We start from the raw sequence: 17,280 nt of genomic DNA on the forward strand, positions 1-17,280 counted from the left end.
GCGCGGCGGGTCACCGCACGGCCTCGGTGGCCGACGCCGAGCCATCCACGCCCACCACGATCGGCCGGGTTTCGGAACCCGCCTTACCACTCACGACCAGCCGCGGCAGGACGAAGCGAAGGAGACGAGGATTGACCGCGGAAGCGCTGCGCCCGGAGCCGGCCGGGCACCGGCGGGGGCCCGACCTCCGCCGCGTCGAGATCGTGCCGATCTCCGCTCTGAAGGTGAGCGGTTCGCCGCGATCGGGCGGTGTCGACATGGCGCACGTCCGCGCGCTCGCCGGCACGGACGCGCCCCTGCCGCCGATCGTCGTGCACCGCCGGAGCAACCGGGTGATCGACGGCATGCACCGGCTGCGCGCGGCGGTGCTGCGCGGACGGCGGGAAATCGAAGTGTGCTTTTTCGACGGATCCGAAACCGACGCGTTCATCGCCGGGGTCGAGGCCAATGTCACCCATGGGTTGCCGCTTTCTCTCGCCGAGCGTGAAGCCGCCGCCGTGCGCATTCTCGCGTTGCGGCCGCAGTTGTCCGATCGCGCGATCGCCGCCGCTGCCGGTCTGTCGGCCAGAACGGTGGGACTTCTCCGTTCGCGTTCAACTGCCGGAAATTCCCAATCGCACGAACGGATCGGGCGGGACGGCCGGATCCGTCCATTGGACGCCGCCGCCGGGCGGCGGCGTGCGTACGAGTGCCTCCAGGCCCGGCCGGATGCGTCGTTGCGGGAAATCGCCCGGGAGGCCGGAGTCGCGATCGGGACGGCCCGCGATGTGCGCGCCAGGGTGCAACGCGGAGAAAACCCGCTGCCGCCCAAATTGCGCGGGCGAACCGGCCCGGCGGCGGGAAAAGCGGTTCCGACGGCACCGGTCGGGCCGCCGGATCCGTCGGCGGCGCTGCAGACCCTCGGCAAGGATCCCGCCTTGCGGTTCAGCGAGCGGGGCCGCGAGCTGGTGCGGTGGCTGACCGCGCACGCCGCTTTCCCGGCCGACCTGCCGGCCTTGCTGGACAGCGTCCCCCCGCACTGCGCGGAGGCGGTCGCGGCGGTGGCCGCGGCACACGCGCGGAGGTGGCACGCCGTCGCCGAGGAACTGCGGCGGCGCTGAGGCGGCTTCACGTCGCGGCGGTGAGCCGGCCGGTGCGGACCTGGTGCCGGATGGAGCCGACCAGGGCGAAGTGGGCCACCGCAAGCCAGCCGAAGCCGACCAGGCACTCGAGGCCGAGGTGGGCCAGGAAGGGCCCCGGCAGGGGAGTGCCGGCCACGGCCGCGCGGACCGCGGGCAGCCCGTTGCTCACCGGCATCAGGTGCAGCGGGAAACGCCACACGGGGTTTTGCGGCACCGCGGTGTTCACGCCGGTGCCGGCCAGCAGCACGATCGTCAGCGTGCTGGTGAGGAACGTGCGCGCTTCGGGCCACCGGATGCTCAGCCCCGAGACCGCCAGTGCCATGGCGTAGGTGGACAGGGTGAGGACCACCTGCCCGCCGACGACCAGCGGGAGAGCGCCGTGCTCCACGCCGAGGCCGAGCAGCGCCGAAACCAGGCCCAGGGTGACCAGCGACGTCAGCAGCCCGTCGAAAACCCAGTACAGGCCCCGGGACACGAGCACCAGGAGCGGATCCGTCGGCGACAGGAGCAGCAGCTGCAGCGTGCCGAGCCGGCGCTCCAGCGAGGTCGAGGCGACCACGCCGAGGCAGCCCAGCGGCGCCAGCACGAGCGCGTTGCCGATCGCCGCGTAGCGCTCGTCGGCGGCCGTGCCCACGAGCCGGCCGAGCATCGCGAAGAACAGCACCTGCGCCACCAGCCGGGAAAGCCAGCCCAGTGACCAGGATTTCCAGGTGAACATGCGGCGGTAGTCCTCGAAGCTGCTGAGCAGGCCGAGCCGGACGATCCGGAGCCGGCAGCGCATCAGGTCAGCCATGGAACCGCACCTCCCCGCGGCGGAGGCGGAGCAGGACGCGCCGCAGCAGCAGGGCGCCGGCCGCGCCGGACACCAGGGCCGACACCGCCGCGAAGCCCAGGTCCCGCCAGCCACCGGCGCTGCCCGCGGCCGCGGCCCGCAGGCCGTCCACGGCCCAGGTCAGGAAGAAGACGTCGGAAAGCTGCCGGAACCCGCCGGGCAGCGAGGAGTGCGGCAGGACCAGGCCGGCCAGCAGGTAGAACGGGTAGGTGAGCGCGTTCTGCAGGGTCCGGGCCCCGCGCACCAGCATCAGCAGGCCACCCAGCAGCAGTGCTCCGGCCGCGCACGCGGCCAGGCAGGTGAGCACCGCCACGAAGAACTGGAAGGGGAGCCGGATGACCAGGCCCGTCCCGTGGGTCAGGACGCCGGCCACCGCGACCTCGGCGATCACCGGCGCGGCGAGCGCGGTGACCGTGACGATCCGGACGACCAGCGAGGTCAGGTACCCCGCCGGAGCGGTCAGGTTGACCTCCAGCGTGCCGCTGAGCCGTTCCTCGTCGATGACGTGCGAGGCGGTGAAGACCGCGTGCCCCCACGCGGCCATCACGAAGGCGGTGAGGCCCAGCGACGTCAGCAGCTCGGCGGAGGGCCGGTGGGCCGCGACGGCTCCGAAGAACACCACGACGTAGAGCGGGTTGACCAGCAGCGGAGCGAGCGAGCCGGCGCGACGCAGCGTCAGCCGGATCTGCATGCCCACCGAGCGGACGGCGACCCCGGCCGTCGCGGTCATCGCGTTCACAGCGAGAACTCCCGGTCCGCGATGAGCGTCCGGTAGACCTCGAGCAGCCCGGGGCCGGACGTGCGGATCTCCCGCGCGTGCGCTTCGGCGAGCACCGCGAGCACCGGGGCGACGTCCTCTCGGCGGGACACCCCGACCACGACCTTGCCGCTGCCGTCCGCCGTGCACTCGCGGACCCCGGGCAGCGCGTCGAGCCGCCGGATCGCGGGCGGGGCCACGTGGGTCGCGCTGATCGTCTGCATGCCGTCGAGCGCGAGCCCGAGCCGTGCCGGGTCGTCGGTGGCCAGGATGCGGCCCCGGTCGAGGAAGGCGACGCGGGTGCACAGCTGCTCGGCCTCGGCCAGGTCGTGGGTGGCCATCAGGATGGTCTTGCCCGCCGCCTGCAGGTTCTCGACCCGGCGGCGGAACCCGATGGCGGCGTTGGGATCCATGCCGCTGGTCGGCTCGTCGAGGATGAGCACGGGCGGATCGGCCACGAGCGCGCGGCCCAGGTGGACCCGCTGGAGCATCCCGCGAGAGAACGTTTCGACCGGTTCGTCGGCGCGGCTTTCGAGGCCCAGATCGGACAGCAGCCAGGCGATGCGGGCCCGCGCGGCGCGGTGCGGGACCCGGCACATCGCCGCCCAGTACTCCCAGTTCCGGCGGGTGGAAAGCCGTCCGTAGAGGCCGCGTTCGCCGCCGAGGACCAGGCCGACGCTCGACCGCACCGCGCGGGGTTCGGTGACCGCGTCGTGCCCGGCGACGCGGACCGTGCCGGAGGTGGGCAGCAGGAGCGTGCTCAAGATCCGGGACAGGGTGGTCTTCCCGGCGCCGTTCGGGCCGAGCAGGCCGAAGACCTCGCCGCGTTCCACGCGGAGGTCGATCCCGTCGAGCGCCACGTGCGCGGGACGGCGGCGCCGGGCGAACTCCCGCCGCAGCGCGGTCACTTCGATGGCCGCCATCGTCAGGCTCCCGGCACGGGCGCGGTGGTCCGCAGGCGCCTGCTGACCCGCAGGGCGTGGTCCACGTCCGCGGCGTCGGCCTGGGGACCGGCCAGCATGAGGTAGTCCCCGACCGGGGTGTGGACCAGCTCGCCGCCGGGCACGGGCGGCCCGGCGCGCCAGGTGGTGCCCGGGCCGGCGAAGGCGTCCAGCAGCAGGCCGAAGCGGACGTTGTCGGCGCTCGACCACCGCCCGCCCGCCAGCGCCGGACCCTCCGGGCAGCCCGCGCGACGGCGGCGGGCGCGTTCGGCCTCGGCCAGGGCGGGGAGCCCGCCGGGCACCCGGCCGCCGGTCAGGCCGGTGGCGAGGGTGACCAGCTCGAGCAGTTCGGGAGCGATGCGGAAGTCGGTGACCGCGGCCTCCGCCGCCGGTCCGTCCAGCAGGCCGGGTTCGGTGGCCAGCAGCACCGCGCAGTCGATCACGTGCTTCACCGAAAACGGTCCCTGGCACCGCTCTTCGACGACGGCGAACAGCTGCGTCAGCGCCTCCGACGGCGGGAACCCGGGGCGAACCGGGATGGCCGCCTGGTCGCCGGCAAAGGCGAAGGTGCTGATCTCCACCTCGAAGTCGGACTCGCTGAGCGGATCGTCGGAGGGCCAGTCGAGCCCGAGCAGGCAGTGGTGCCCGCCGTCGTGCCGGATCAGCGTGAACACCGAGGGAACGGCCCGGTAGGCGTCGATCAGGCGCTGCGCCGCGGCCCAGACCTGCTCCTCCGAGGCGACCACGAGGTCGAGGTCGCCGACCGGCCGCTGGAGGGGGCCGGGGTAGCGCCGGGCGAGGGCCGGTCCTTTCAGGACGGTGGGGTCGGCGACGGCGCGCACCAGGGCGAGCACCTCGGCGTAGCGGCGGGCCCGGGCCCGGGCCCGCTTCAGCACCAGCGCGGTCTGGGCGCCGACCGGGTGCCCTTCGGCCGCGGCCGCGCTGAACACGAGCGGAGCCAGCTGCCCGCCCAGTGCACGGGCCAGCCGCCGCACGGGTTCGTCGGGGTCCACGTGTGCCGCGGCGTACAGCTGGGTGAGGCCGATCATCGGAGTGCACCTTTCGACGAGAAGACGGTCAGGGGCATCGACAGCGAGTCCTCGAGGTGCCAGGTGTCGTTCACGCAGCCGACGACCCAGTGCCCGCCGGCGAAGCCGAGCCGGGTCACCCCGGTCAGGTCGAGGCGGAACAGCGTCCGGGCGGGGCTGCCGAGGAGCGCGCACAGGACTTCGTTGATGACTCCGCCGTGCGTGACCACGATGGTCCGGGCGCCGTCCGGGCACCGGCGCAGCGCGCCGAGGACGCGGGCGCGGAAGTCCCGGCGGCGTTCGCCGCCGGGCCACCCCTGCCAGGCGCCGTCCCGCCACCGGCGTTCGTGCTCCGGGTGGCGGCCCGGGACGGCGTCCTCCAGTGCTCCCCGGTGGAATTCCGCCCAGGCCCGGTCCGGTTCGGGAGGCAGGCCGCAGGCGGCTCCGATCCGCTCGGCGGTGGCGACGGCCCGGCGCAGGTGCGAGCAGACGAGGTGGTCCCAGTCGAACGCGGCGAGGCGGGTGCCGACGGCGTCGGCCTGCGCTCGTCCCGGCCCGGACAGCGGGGGATCCCACCGGCCGTCGGGTGCGTGCCCGCGGTCGGTGTCGTCGTAGGCCCCGTGCCGGACCAGGCAGATCTCGGTGAGCCGGTCCGTGGCCGCCGGGGGCTGCGCGCCGGGAGCCGGGCGCCCGGCCGCGAGGGAAGCGGCAGAGTCCGTCGTCACGTCCGCACCGTCACTTTCAGCGTGTCCGCCACCCGGGCCGCGGCGGCGCGCACCTGATCGGGGGTGACCTGACGCAGCGCCTCCTGTTCGGACTCCGGGGTCCAGGCGCGGTCGAGGCCGCCGTGCAGCGCCAGGTCGATGGTGAGCTGCCAAGGGTCTTCGGCGTCGCGCCGGCACTGGCCGACCGCCTGCCGCACGGCGATGCCGTGTTCCCGCGCGCTCGGCCCGGTCTCGGCGATGCGGTGCAGCAGCCCCTCGACGACGGCGACGGCCTTCGCAACGTTGCCGGACTCGACGCCCATCAGCACCCGCCAGGCACCGGCGTCGCTGTAGTGCGACGGCCAGGCTTGGAAGGTGTAGGCGAGCCCCGCCGCGTCGCGCAGCTCGCGGTAGAGGGAAGAAGCCGGGCTGGAGCCGAGCAGGTGACCCAGCACGGTGTAGGCGCTCCGCCCGGGATCCCCCGCCGGCACGGCCCGCCCGCCGACGGCCACCCAGGCGAACTCCCCGTCCGACGGCGGCACCGCCGCGGGGCCGGGCGGGGCCTCTTCCGGTGGGCCGCCGGGACGGCGCACGTCCCGGGCGAGCAGAGCGTGCTCGGGGAGCGCGGCGCGGATCCGGCCGGGGTCGGCGCCGCCGACCACGACGACGCGGTGGGGCGGCAGGCCGCGCTCCCGCTCGGCTTCGGCGTCGGCCAGGGTGAACCGCGCCACCTCGCCGGGGTCGCCTGCCACCGGCCTGCCCAGCGGGTGGCTGCCGAACAGGTCGGCCAGGAACGCGTCCTGGACGACGTCGGCGGCGTCCGCGCGGGCGGTGGCGATCTCCTGGGCGACGACGTTCTTCTCCCGGGCGAGGTCGGCCTCGGTGATCTCCGGCGACTCGACCGCCCGCCAGAGCGCCGCGGCGACCCGCGGGGCGTCTTCGTCGGCGACCCGGGCGTAGTAGAGCGTCATTTCATTGCCGGAGCTGGCGTTGGCCGTGCCCCCGCGCTCCTCGACGAGGTCGGTCAGCGCGCTTCCGCTGCCCCGCGCGGACATCACGAGGTGCTCGAACAGGTGGGCCGCGCCGGCCCGGCCGGGGCGGTCGTCCCGGCTGCCCCGGGCCAGCGCCACGCAGAGGGTGGTGGTCTGCAGCCACGGGCGGTGCCGTGCCACGAACACGCCGTCCGCGTCTTCCGATGTGTTCGACAAGGGAATCAGTCCTCCAGCCGGGTCGTCCGGCGCGGCGAGGGCGGATTTGCGCGGCGAACGGGGTCCGCAACGCAAATCCGCCCCGGGTCACGCTTAGTTGGCCTTCTTCACGACGAGCTTGGTGATGCGCGGCCGGAGACCGGTCGAGTGGTTGCGGGTCATGGTGGACCTCCCTTCGGGGAATCGAATGTGTTGTCGTTTCCGACGCCGAGAAACGTATCCGCGTTCCCGGAGCGGGATCAAGTGTTCAACTTCGATTCTTCCGGCTGGTCGATCACTTGACTGAAGAACCGCGTCGATTGAAGATCGAAGCATCAGAAGGTGCATTCGAGATTGGGGTCGCTTTGTCGGTCGAAATAGTTTCCGAATCGAGTGCGGCGGATATCGTCTCCTACTTCCACCGCAAAGCAGGCCGGTACGACGAAGTCGACCGGCAGGTCTACTGGCGGCTGTCGGACGAGCTGCTGTGGGACACGCTCACCGGCAGCTTCCTGGACCAGCTGCCGCCGGACTTCACGTTCCTCGACGCCGGCGGGGGAACCGGGCGGTGGACCCAGCGCGTGCTGGACGCCTACCCGCAGGCCCGCGGGGTCCTGGTCGATCTGTCCCCGGACATGCTCGCGGTGGCCGCGGCCAAACGGACCGGCAACCGGGCCGGGCGCCTGGAACTGGTCCACGGTGACCTCGGCGACCTGCCCGCGGACGTCCGGGACCGCCGGTTCGACGTGATCTGGAACTTCCACAACGTGATCGGTTTCGTGCCCGATCCCGCCGCGGTGCTGACCGCGCTGGCCGGCCTGCTGACCGAGGACGGCGTGCTCGTGACGCTCGCCCCGAACCGGTACCACGGTGTCTACTTCAACCTCGCGACCGGCCGGCTGGACGCCGCGCGCCGGGCCGCCGAGACCGGCGTCTCCACCTTCACCGACGACATGCCGCCCCTGCGGTTGTTCACCCCGGACGAGCTCACCTCGCTGTACGCGGGGGCCGGCTGCCGGGTGGACCTGCTCACCGGCTTCCCCTGCGCGGTGTACCCGGCCCGGCAGGAGACCCAGCTCGACGGGTCCAGCCCGGCGGTCGTCGACCTGCTCGGGGATCCGGCGGTCTTCGCCGACGTGCTGGCGATCGAGAAGCAGCTGGCGAAGGCCCCCGACGTGGCCGCGCGGGGCAACAACATCCTCGTCGCCGGGCGGCGGAGCCCGTCGTGACCACCGCGGGTCCGCTGCACATCTGCAACGTGGAGGCCGCGTTGTGGCGCGGTGACCGGTGGCTGCTGATCCGCCGCGGCGGCGGCGAGCGCCACGCGGCTGGCGAGCTGGCCCTGGTCGGCGGCAAGGTCGAGCACGCCGAAGCGCCCGGCGCCGTGCTCGAGAACGCGCTGCGCCGCGAAGTCGCGGAGGAGGTCGGGCTGGCACCCGGCGGTGCCTTCCACTACGTCACGAGTGCGCACTTCCGCCTCGGGGACGGCACCAGTGTCGTGAACGTCGTGTTCTGCGCGCCCGCTCCCGAGGCCGAGCCGGTCGTCCGGGACACCCGCGAGGTCGCCGGGTTCACGTGGCTGACCGCCGCGCAGATCGCGGAGTCCGGCGCTCCCGCGTGGACGAAGGACTACCTGGCCCGGTCGGAGCGGATCCGGCTGTCGGTGGGAGGAGCAGCCCATGCCGGTCCGTGAGAAACCGGTCTTCAAGGACTTCCTCAACCTCGACGACCGGGTGCTGGGCCTGGTCGCGGACCGCTACGGGCTGCCCGGCGTCGACTGCTTCCTGCCGATCCTGCTCGACGGGGATCGCTGCACGCTGCTCGACGTGCGGTCGGAGACGAGCAAGAAGGCGGTGCTGGAAACCGGCGCCCGGAAGTACTTCCTCAAGCAGATCCCGTGGTACTGCGACGATCCCGCGCGGATCGCCATGGCGACGCGGCTGCAGGAGGGGCTGCGCCGGGCCGGCCTGCCGGTGCCGCGGCTGGTGCCCACCGTCGACGGCGACCTGTGGACCTCCTTCCGCGGCGAGTCGTTCGTCCTGTTCGACTACGTACCCGGCCTGCGGTACCGGGGTGACCGGGCCCAGCGCCGGGCGGCGGCGCAGGTCCTCGCGCGGCTGCACCGCAGCCCGGTCGCCGTGGACGCCGTCTCCGCCGAGGACGTCTTCACCCTGGCGGCCGACCACGTCACCCTCCTGCGCAAGGTGGTTCCGGGCGCGGCGGAGGCGGCCTCGGCGTTCGAGGAGCTGCTGCTGCCGCTGGAGCGCCGGGCCAGGGACGCCGGCTTCGGCGAGCTCCCCGCCACGGCCGTGCACGGGGACTTCAACCCGTGGAACCTGCTGTTCACCGCCGATCACCGGGTGAGCGCGGTGGTGGACTTCGACAACTGCGACGTCCAGTCGCGGCTGCACGACGTCGCCGAAGCGGTGCTGACCCTGTGCGTCCTGCGCTACGCCGAGGACTCGACGAACTTCGCCGCCCGGCAGCCGGCGACGGTCGACTGGGCGGCGGTGACGGATTTCCTCGTGGCCTACGAAGAAGTGGCGCCGTTGTCGGACCGCGAACGGGAGTGCCTGCCGTTCGCGCTCGGGGCGGTGTGGACCGAGCTGATCTGCCTGGGACTGCTGCGGCACGACTTCGGCCCGGACGCGGTGGACCGGTGGCGGCGGACCTTCCGGTCGCTCGTCGGGCGCACCCGGCTCGGGGAGGTCCGGTGAAGACCTACCTGCCCTCGGTCCGGATCGTCCTGGTGTGCGGCGGAAAAGGCGGCGTCGGCAAGTCCACCGTGGCCGCCCGGCTGGCCACCGGGCTGACCGCCCGCGGTTGCCGCACCGGGCTGCTCGACGCGGACCTGCAAGGCCCGAGCCTGCCGGTGCTGTTCGACGTCCGGGAGCGGCCTGCCGTCCGCGACGGGCGCATCCGGCCCGTGGTGCGCGGGGGCGTCCGCCTCATGTCCACCGGGCTGCTGGCGGACTCCTCGCGAGCGCTCGCCTGGAAGGGACCGCTGCTGCGCGGCGCGTTGCGGCAGATGGTGCGGGACGTCGACTGGGGAGACGTCGAGACGCTGGTGATCGACACCCCGCCGGGGACCGGCGAGATCCACCTGGCGCTCGCCGACCTGCTCGACGTGGCCGCCGCGGTCGTCGTGACCACCCCGCAGGCGATGGCCGTCGAGGACACGTACCGGTGCATCGCCATGCTCCGCCGCCTGGGTATCGCCGTTCCGGCCGTGGTCGAGAACATGGCCTACTACCCGTGCCCGTGCTGCGGGGCCCGTACCGAACCCTTCGCCGCCTCCGGGCCGGCCGGCACGCTGCCGTCGGAGACCGGTGACGCGGCCACCCGCCTGATCCAGCTGCCCTTCGCCCCCGCGCTGGCCGCCGGGCCCGAGCCCGGTGCCCGGCCTGCCGCCGGTGCCGACGCCACCGCCGCGACCGCGTTCGCCGAACTGCTCGACACCCTGGACACCGCCCGCTGCCCAGTGCCCTGACCCGCGGCACCCCGCCGACCTTCGAGACCTTCGAGAAAGGCCCCACCGTCATGGACATCGCCACCCGCCCGGCCCCCGCCCGCACCGAACCCGGCCTGGAGAGCACGCTGGGCAGTTCCTGGTTCCGGACGATCACCCGGCTCAACGCCGAAATCGTGCGCGCGACCGCGGACTTCTACCGGGAACGCGACGTTTCCCCCGTGCTGATGCCGGTCACCGTCAACTCGGTGTCCAGCCCCATGGGCCTGGGCAGCGACAGCCTGCCGGTGCGGGTCGAGCTGTTCGGCACCCCGACCTACCTGGCCGACTCCATGCAGTTCCAGCTGGAGTTCATGCTCCGGATGGACCTGCCCGGCGCCTACTACATCATGCCGACGTTCCGCGGCGAGGACCCGGACAGCAGCCACCTCAACCAGTTCTTCCACTCCGAGGCCGAGATCACCGGTGGCCTGGACGACGTCATGCGGCTCGTCGAGGGCTACGTCACGGCGCTGTGCCGCCGGTTCGCCGAGTCCCCGGTCGCGGCGGAGATCGAGCGGATCGCCGGCGGACTGGACCACGTCCTCGACATCGCGGGCCGCCCGCGGTTCCCAGAGGTGACCTTCGCGCAAGCGTGCACGCTGGTCGACCCGGAGTGCGTGGTGGACCGCGGCTCCGGCGTGCGGGTCATCACCCGGCAGGGCGAGCAGCAGCTGATCGACCGGTTCGGCGGCGTGGTGTGGCTGACCCGGATGCCGGAGAACTCGGTGCCGTTCTACCAGGGCAGCGCGGGCGACGGCACGGCGTTGTGCGCCGACCTGCTCCTGGGGCTCGGCGAGGTCGCCGGCTGCGGGGAGCGGCACGCGACCCGCCCGGCGACCGAGCGCGCGCTGACCGGGCACGGGGTGGACCCCGCCGAGTACGACTGGTACCTGAAGATGAAGGAGCTGGCCCCGTTGCGCACCGCCGGCTTCGGTCTCGGCCTCGAGCGGTTCCTCGCCTGGGTGCTGCGCCACCACGACATCCGCGACCTGCACCTCATGCCGCGGCTCAAGGGCGTGCCCACGTGGATGTGACCGGCGCGGCGGGCGCGGTCGTGCGCCCGCCGGTGACCCGCTTCGGAGACGAGGTCGCGGTGCTTTCGCTGGCCGGCCCGCTGGCGGCTCGCTGCCCGCGCCGCCTCGCCCGTGCGGAACGCGAGCTGAGCCGGCGGGGGTTGTCCCCGCGGATCGACCCGACCGCCCTGCTGGACACCGGGACCACGGCCGGGCCGGCGCGGGTCCGGGCGGAGCGGCTGACCGCCGCGGTGCTGGACCCGGCGGTGCGGGTGGTGCTCTCGGCCGTCGGCGGTTTCGGCACCCGGGACATCCTGCCGCACCTCGACCGCGGCGTGCTCGCGGCGGCGCCCACCGCGGTGGTCGGCTACAGCGACACCACGTCCTTGCTGCTGTGGCTCTACCACGAACTCGGCTGGACCACCTTCTACGGACCGGCGGCGCTGCCGCAGTTCGGCGAGCACGGGGGAGTGGCCGGCTTCACCTGGGAAGCCCTGTGGCAGCAGCTGTCCGGCGCGGGCGGTCCACTGCCCTCGACCGACCGCGTCGTCGTGGAGACCTTGTTCTGGGACAGCCAGGACGACCGGCCGCGCGTCGCCGCCGGCCCGGCCCCTCGCCGGGTGTGGGTCACCGGCCGCGCCGCCGGACCCCTGGTCGCGGCCAACATCGCCACGCTCGCCGACGACCTGCGGGCCGGCCTGCACGCGGGGATCCGCTGGGACGGCCACGTGGTCTGCCTGGAAGAATCCGACTCGGCTTCGGCGGCCGAACTGCGGGCCGCGGTGGCGGTGCTGGCCGACAGCGGTCTGCTCGACGGCGCCGCGGCCCTGGTGTTCGGCCGCTTCGCCCAGGAGCACCGGGGTGACTGGCCGGCCGGGCGGAGCCGGCACCTGCTGGCGCCACTCGTCCGGCGGTGCGCGGGACCGGTCGTGGCCGGCTGCGAGTTCGGGCACACCGATCCGGTGCTGACCCTGCCGATCGGGGTGGTGGCCGAGGTGCGCGCTCCCGCCCGCGGCCGGCCGGGGCTCTGCGTGCCACCCGCCCGGGACCGGAGGAGCTGACCGTGCTGCCGACCGAACTCGCGACCTGGATCTCCGGGCACCTCGGCCCGGTCTCCGAGCCGGAGCTGATCTCCGAGTCCAACAGCCAGGTGTGGCGGGTGCGGGACCGGCGCGGTCGCCGGTTCGCCGTCAAGCACCTGACCGACCGCTCCAGCCGGATCGAAGCCGAGGAAACCGTGCGGCGGCTGCTCGCCGCACGGGGGAACCGCCGGATCCGCCCCATCCTGGCCAGGCGGCGGAATCCCGACGGCACCCACTACGTGCTGACCGAGCACCTGGACGGCCGGTTGCTCGCCGACGTGCTCGACGGGGGCGGACCGGCCGCCGGGTGGGCCGCTCAGCTCGCCGACCTGCTCGACGCCGTGGCCGGGATCCCGGTGACCGGTTTCGGGAAGCTGTCGGGAGACCTGCGCGCACCCTGGCCGACGTGGTCGTCGTTCCTCCTCGACTACGCGGGAGAACAGCGGCGGAAGGCACCGGCGCTGGCGGAGGCCCGGTACGCGCCGGTGAAGGCCGTGCTGACCGAAGCGGCACCGTTGCTGGACGCCGCCGCGCCCAGCCCGCTGCTCGTGGCCGCCGACATCAACAACCGCAACTTCGTCATCGGCTCCGCCGGACTCGGCTGCGTCAACCTCCCGGTCCTGTGGGGCGGCGACCCCGCGATCGCGTACGGGCAGGCCCTGCTGCACTGGACCGGCACCGACGGCGAGGCCGTCCTCGCCGCCCGGTGCGGTGCTCCCGGCTGGCTGCTGCACTGCTACGCCGCGTTCCACGCCTACGTCGTCCTCGCCTACGCGGAGCGTTTCGCTCCGGAGCCGTGGCAGGGGGTGCGGCCGTGGGGCCGGCCCACTCCGCTGCTCGACCTCCTCGACCGGCACCTGGCCCAGGTCCGGTTACCGCGTGCCGCCACGAAAGACGTGTCGCGATGACCCTTCTCCCCGTGACCTCACCCACCCACGCCGTGTCCGGCACCACCGGACGGCACCACGTCGACGTCACCTGCGACGCGGACACCCTCGCCGGGCTCCTCCGGCTGGCGGAGCCGTTCTTCACCGCCGGCCCGCCGGAAGCCGGCCGGGCGCGGGCGAGAGTGCTCGCCTGCACCGCGCCGCCCGGTGGCCCGGGCTGGACCCGGGTGGTCTATACCTCGCCCTACGAGCCCGACCGGGTGCTGTGGACGCACGAGGCGAGCCGCACCGTCGCGGTGTGCGGAGAGCCGTCCTCCTGGCGGACGCAGCAGCTTCTGCGGTGCGTGCGCAACCTGTTGCGCTGGGAGCACTTCGCCGACGGTGAGTTGTTCCTGCACGGCGGGCTCGTCGTGACCGGCGGGCGCGGTATCGCGTTCGCCGGCCGGAAGAGGTCGGGCAAGACCTCCAGCATCTTGAGCGCGCTGCTGCACGCGGAGGCCGATTTCGTGTCCAACGACGACCTGGTGATCAGCCCCGGCACCGGGCTGCGCGGCCTGGGTTTCCCGCGCAGCGTCAACGTGCGGACCGATTCCCTCCTGGCGTTGGCCCGGCGCCGGCCCGAGCTGCGGAGCCTGCTCTCCGACGTCACCCACCCCGCCAACCGCTTCCCGGGGGTGCACCACACCCCGGAACGGCAGGTGACCGTCGGACCGGGGCTGCGCGCCCCGGCGCACCTCTGGGTGCGGGTCCGCGAGCTCACCGAACTGGCCGGTGCGGCGGTGCGGCCGTCCGGTCCCGTTTCCGCCGTCGTCTTCCCGGTGTTCGACGCCTCGGCGGTGCGGCCGGAGGTCCGGCGGCTGTCCGGGGAGGAGGCCCGGCAGGCGCTGGCGGCCAACACCGAGCCCACCGCCTCGGCCTACGACCCGTTCCTGGCCGCGTGGTACCCCCGGACCCGCCCCGCCCGCCGGGCGGCGATCGCCGACCGGCTCGTCCGGACGGTTCCCTGCTACCGGCTGACGCAGCACATGCAGCACCTGGACGCGGCGACCGAGGCCCTCCGCAGCGCCCTCGACCGTGATCTGCCCGGCTGACCCGTCCGCCGGTCAGTCCCGGGCCCGTGCGGGCACCCCGAGTGCTTCGAACACGTCCCCGGCCTCGCGGAGGTACTCGTCGCCCGCTTTGGTGTCCCCCAGGGCCGCGCAGGCGCGCCCCATGCCCTGGAGGGCGCGGGCTTCCTCGACGCGATAACCGATTTCCGAGGCGACGGAGTAAGCGCTCTCGTACAGCGCGAGGGCGGCGGCGTGCTCGCCGCGAGCGCGGTAGAGCTTGCCGAGCAGGTTGTTGACCACGGCCTGGCGGACCGGCGTCCGGTAGGTACGGCCCAGGTCGACGGCGCGTTCGGCGAACCGCGTGGCCGGCTCGCGGTGCCCGAGCCGCTGGCAGGCGAGGGCCGACAGGGCGAAGACCATCGCGATGTCCCCGGCCGAGGCGGACTGCTCGGCGAGTTCCCTGGCGGCGGCCAGGTGCCCGCTCGCCTCCTCGTCCGCGCCGAGGCCGAGGCACGCCAGCGACAGGTCCATGAGCGCGATCATCTCGTGTTCCCGGATCCCGAGCTCGCGGTTGAGCATGACGGCCCGCCGCGCGGCGTCGGCCGCTTCGGCGTAGCGGCCCCACTGCTCGTACAGCGTGCTGAGGTTGACCAGCGACTCCGCCTCCGCCCGGCCGGCACCGACGTCGCTTTTGATGGCGGCGGATTCCAGGAGGAGCGGCAGGGCCTCCTCGAACCGCCCGATCATGGTCATCAGCAGGCCCAGCATGCCGGTGTCCTTGGCGAAGCCGCGCCGGTCGCCGAGCTCGCGGGCGAGTTCCAGCGCCTCGGACGCCGCCTTGATGCTCTCGTCGAACCGGCCGAGCTTCCAGTGCACGACCGCGAGGTTGGACAGGCTGATCCGCAGCAGCGGCCCGTGACCGAGCCGGCGCGACGAGACGACGGCCAGCTTCGTCATCTCCAGGAACTCGGCGTACTGCCCCGACGTGTCGAGCTGGAACACCACGTTGCGGGCCAGGTGCGCGACGTGCCGGTCCAGACCACGGGAATGGGCCAGCTCGACGGCCGCCTGCAGCGTGGCCTGCTCGCGCACGAGCCAGGTGCGCACCGCCTCCGCGTCGCGCAGCGGCGGCAGCACGCTGGTGCTCTCCGGCGCCTCGAAGGGCAGGGGGACGCGGCCCGGGAACAGCGTGTCGCAGACGTGGTCGGTGATGCGGCCCAGGTAGTCGAACAGCCGCACCAGCGCCGCCGAGGTCTCCCCGGACCGCGTTCCGGTGTCGTCGTCGAGCCGGTTGAGCTGCTGCACGAAGCTGCGGACGAGGTCGTGGAAGGTGTAGTAGCCGAGTTCGTGCTGCTGCACCATGTGCATGTCCAGCAGCATTTCCAGCATCGTCTCGGCTTCGTCCGGCGACGTGCCCAGCAGCGCCGCCGCGGAATGGACATCGATGTCACGACCCGGGTGGAGGCCGAGCACCCGGAACACGGCCCGCTGGCCGGCGCCCAGCCCCTCGTAGGACATCTTGAGGGTCAGTTCCACCCCGCGGTCGCCGGACCGGAGTTCGTCCAGGCGGCGGGACTCGTCGCTCATCCGGTCGACGAGGTACCCGATGGACCACCGCGGGCGGTTGGCCAGCCTGCTCAGCGCGATCCGCATCGCGAGCGGCAGGTGGCCGCACAGTTCGATCAGCGCGGCCACCGCCTGCGGCTCGGCCGACGTCCGCTGCTTGCTCAGCACGGTGTCCGCCATCGCGGCGCCGTCCTCGGCGGTCATCGTGCCCACCGACATCCAGTACGCGCCGTCGAGATCGATCAGCCGCGTCCGGCTCGTGATGATCACCAGGCAGTCGGAGTTCGGCGGCAACAGCGGCCGGATCTGCGCCACGTCGGCGGTGTTGTCCAGCAGGACCAGCAGCTTCCGATTCGCGACGGTCGTCCGCCACAGCGCGGCCCGCGCGTCGGCGTCGTCGGCCAGGTGGTCGGTCGGCACGCCGAGCACGCGCAGCAGGGCCTCCGCGACGGCCTGGGTGGTCAGCGGGTGCTCGTTCGAGGCGTCGCCACCGAGATCGATGTAGAGCTGGCCGTCGGGGAACCGGTCGGCCAGCTGGTAGGACGCCCGCACCGCCAGTGACGTCTTGCCGACCCCGCCCATGCCGTCGATCGCGATGATCCGGGTGCCCTCGCCCGCCGTGCTGTCGACGTACCGGCGCAGCGCCACCAGCTCCTCCCGGCGTCCGGTGAAGTCGACGAGGTCGTAGGGCAGGGTGCAGGTGGGAGCGCGGTCCCGCGGTCCGGGCCCGGCGGGCGGGCTCGGGGCCACCGCCGCGGCCACCGGCTCGGGCGCGGCGAGATCCGGTGCGTTGCGCAGCATCCGCTCGTACAGCTCCGCCAGGTGGGCGCCCGGATCGATGCCGAGCTCGTCGGCGAGCAGCTTCCGCACCCGGCCGTACTCTTCGATCGCCTCGGCCTGCCGCCCGGACCGGAACAAGGCGAGCATCAGCTGCCCGCGCAGGACCTCGCGCAAGGGGTGCGCGGCGACGTGCTCCCGCAGGTCGCCGATGAGCGTGCTCGCCTCCCCGCGCGCGAGCCGCAGGTCGATCACCTGCTCGAGCGCGGCGAGGTGACGCTCCTCCAGCGCGACGTCGGCGGCTCGGATGACCGCACCGCCGCTACCGGCGAGTACCGGTCCCCGGCGCAGCGCCAACGCCGATTGCAAGTGCCGCAGGGCGTCGTCGAGGCTGCGCTCGGCCGTCGCCTGCCTGGCTTCGTCGAGCGCCGCCGAGAAGTTGGCGAGGTCCAGGCAGCCCGGGGCCACCACGGCCCGGTAACCGGGGCCGTCGGTCACGATCAGCCCGGGACCGCCGGGGATCAGCTGACGCAGGCGGGCGACCGCCTTCCGCACCTGGTGCGTCGCCGTCGCCGGGGGCGTCTCGTCCCACACCGCTTCGACGAGCCGGGAAACGCTGAGCACCTGGCCGGCTTCGAGCAGCAGGCTCACGAGCACCCGTTCCTGCACCGGCCCGCCGAGGTGGATACGGCGATCACCGGCCCAGCACTCGAGGGTACCCAGCACGTTGATGCGGACCTTCGAGCCGTGCCCCGGTGTCCCGCTCATGCTTCCGAACCCCTTGTCCTTCTTTCGTGGCCCGGCCACCCCGAGTGAAGCGTCGCC

The 17,280-nt window shown here is 73.5% G+C and carries 16 protein-coding genes; 9 read left to right on the forward strand and 7 right to left on the reverse strand.

Features of this window, described 5'->3' with window-relative positions:
• Positions 1–131: 131 nt before the first annotated feature.
• Entirely contained in the window at positions 132–1,100 is a 969-nt protein-coding gene (locus tag ACWEGE_RS15960; RefSeq protein ID WP_449661187.1) for a ParB/RepB/Spo0J family partition protein, read from the forward strand.
• Positions 1,101–1,107: 7 nt separating this feature from the next.
• On the opposite strand, the gene ACWEGE_RS15965 is transcribed toward ACWEGE_RS15960, so the two are convergent.
• The 6 genes from ACWEGE_RS15965 to ACWEGE_RS15990 are packed head-to-tail and all read right to left on the reverse strand — an operon-like array spanning position 1,108 to position 6,591.
• On the reverse strand, positions 1,108–1,914 hold the full coding sequence (locus ACWEGE_RS15965; protein ID WP_449661188.1) for a hypothetical protein: 807 nt from the start codon (positions 1,912–1,914) through the stop codon (positions 1,108–1,110).
• Positions 1,907–2,683, reverse strand: coding sequence for an ABC transporter permease (locus ACWEGE_RS15970; RefSeq protein ID WP_449661467.1), 777 nt, complete (start codon positions 2,681–2,683; stop codon positions 1,907–1,909). Before ACWEGE_RS15970 ends, ACWEGE_RS15965 begins: the two co-directional genes overlap by 8 nt.
• A gap of 5 nt (positions 2,684–2,688) precedes the next feature.
• Complete coding sequence (locus tag ACWEGE_RS15975; protein ID WP_449661189.1) at positions 2,689–3,633, reverse strand: ABC transporter ATP-binding protein; 945 nt, start codon at positions 3,631–3,633, stop codon at positions 2,689–2,691.
• Between the two features lie 2 nt (positions 3,634–3,635).
• A complete protein-coding gene (locus ACWEGE_RS15980; protein ID WP_449661190.1) occupies positions 3,636–4,700 on the reverse strand; it encodes a hypothetical protein in 1,065 nt (354 codons plus the stop codon).
• Positions 4,697–5,404, reverse strand: a complete 708-nt coding sequence (locus tag ACWEGE_RS15985) for a histidine phosphatase family protein (RefSeq protein ID WP_449661191.1) — start codon at positions 5,402–5,404, stop codon at positions 4,697–4,699. Before ACWEGE_RS15985 ends, ACWEGE_RS15980 begins: the two co-directional genes overlap by 4 nt.
• Positions 5,401–6,591 (reverse strand): M16 family metallopeptidase, encoded by a 1,191-nt coding sequence (locus tag ACWEGE_RS15990; RefSeq protein ID WP_449661192.1) that lies wholly within the window; start codon positions 6,589–6,591, stop codon positions 5,401–5,403. Before ACWEGE_RS15990 ends, ACWEGE_RS15985 begins: the two co-directional genes overlap by 4 nt.
• 344 nt (positions 6,592–6,935) lie before the next feature.
• On the opposite strand from ACWEGE_RS15990, the gene ACWEGE_RS15995 reads away from it, so the two are divergent.
• The 8 genes from ACWEGE_RS15995 to ACWEGE_RS16030 are packed head-to-tail and all read left to right on the forward strand — an operon-like array spanning position 6,936 to position 14,154.
• Positions 6,936–7,799 carry a class I SAM-dependent methyltransferase gene (locus ACWEGE_RS15995; protein WP_449661193.1) on the forward strand — a complete coding sequence of 288 codons (864 nt, stop codon included), beginning with the start codon at positions 6,936–6,938 and terminating at the stop codon, positions 7,797–7,799.
• Positions 7,796–8,263, forward strand: a complete 468-nt coding sequence (locus ACWEGE_RS16000; protein WP_449661194.1) for an NUDIX domain-containing protein — start codon at positions 7,796–7,798, stop codon at positions 8,261–8,263. The genes ACWEGE_RS15995 and ACWEGE_RS16000 overlap by 4 nt, the downstream gene beginning before the upstream one ends.
• Positions 8,250–9,287 (forward strand): phosphotransferase, encoded by a 1,038-nt coding sequence (locus ACWEGE_RS16005; protein WP_449661195.1) that lies wholly within the window; start codon positions 8,250–8,252, stop codon positions 9,285–9,287. Before ACWEGE_RS16000 ends, ACWEGE_RS16005 begins: the two co-directional genes overlap by 14 nt.
• Positions 9,284–10,060, forward strand: coding sequence for an ATP-binding protein (locus tag ACWEGE_RS16010; RefSeq protein ID WP_449661196.1), 777 nt, complete (start codon positions 9,284–9,286; stop codon positions 10,058–10,060). Before ACWEGE_RS16005 ends, ACWEGE_RS16010 begins: the two co-directional genes overlap by 4 nt.
• 50 nt (positions 10,061–10,110) lie before the next feature.
• Positions 10,111–11,115: an asparagine synthetase A gene (locus ACWEGE_RS16015; RefSeq protein WP_449661197.1), complete on the forward strand. Its 1,005-nt coding sequence runs from the start codon at positions 10,111–10,113 to the stop codon at positions 11,113–11,115.
• Positions 11,106–12,155 (forward strand): S66 peptidase family protein, encoded by a 1,050-nt coding sequence (locus ACWEGE_RS16020; RefSeq protein WP_449661198.1) that lies wholly within the window; start codon positions 11,106–11,108, stop codon positions 12,153–12,155. The genes ACWEGE_RS16015 and ACWEGE_RS16020 overlap by 10 nt, the downstream gene beginning before the upstream one ends.
• Before the next feature lie 2 nt (positions 12,156–12,157).
• A complete protein-coding gene (locus tag ACWEGE_RS16025) occupies positions 12,158–13,084 on the forward strand; it encodes a hypothetical protein (RefSeq protein WP_449661199.1) in 927 nt (308 codons plus the stop codon).
• Between the two features lie 11 nt (positions 13,085–13,095).
• Positions 13,096–14,154 carry a hypothetical protein gene (locus tag ACWEGE_RS16030; protein WP_449661200.1) on the forward strand — a complete coding sequence of 353 codons (1,059 nt, stop codon included), beginning with the start codon at positions 13,096–13,098 and terminating at the stop codon, positions 14,152–14,154.
• Between the two features lie 12 nt (positions 14,155–14,166).
• Here the strand turns inward: ACWEGE_RS16030 and ACWEGE_RS16035 are convergent, their stop codons facing one another.
• Positions 14,167–17,223, reverse strand: coding sequence for an AfsR/SARP family transcriptional regulator (locus ACWEGE_RS16035; protein WP_449661201.1), 3,057 nt, complete (start codon positions 17,221–17,223; stop codon positions 14,167–14,169).
• Positions 17,224–17,280 lie beyond the last annotated feature (57 nt).

It is taken from the genome of Amycolatopsis sp. NPDC004747, from assembly GCF_053601335.1.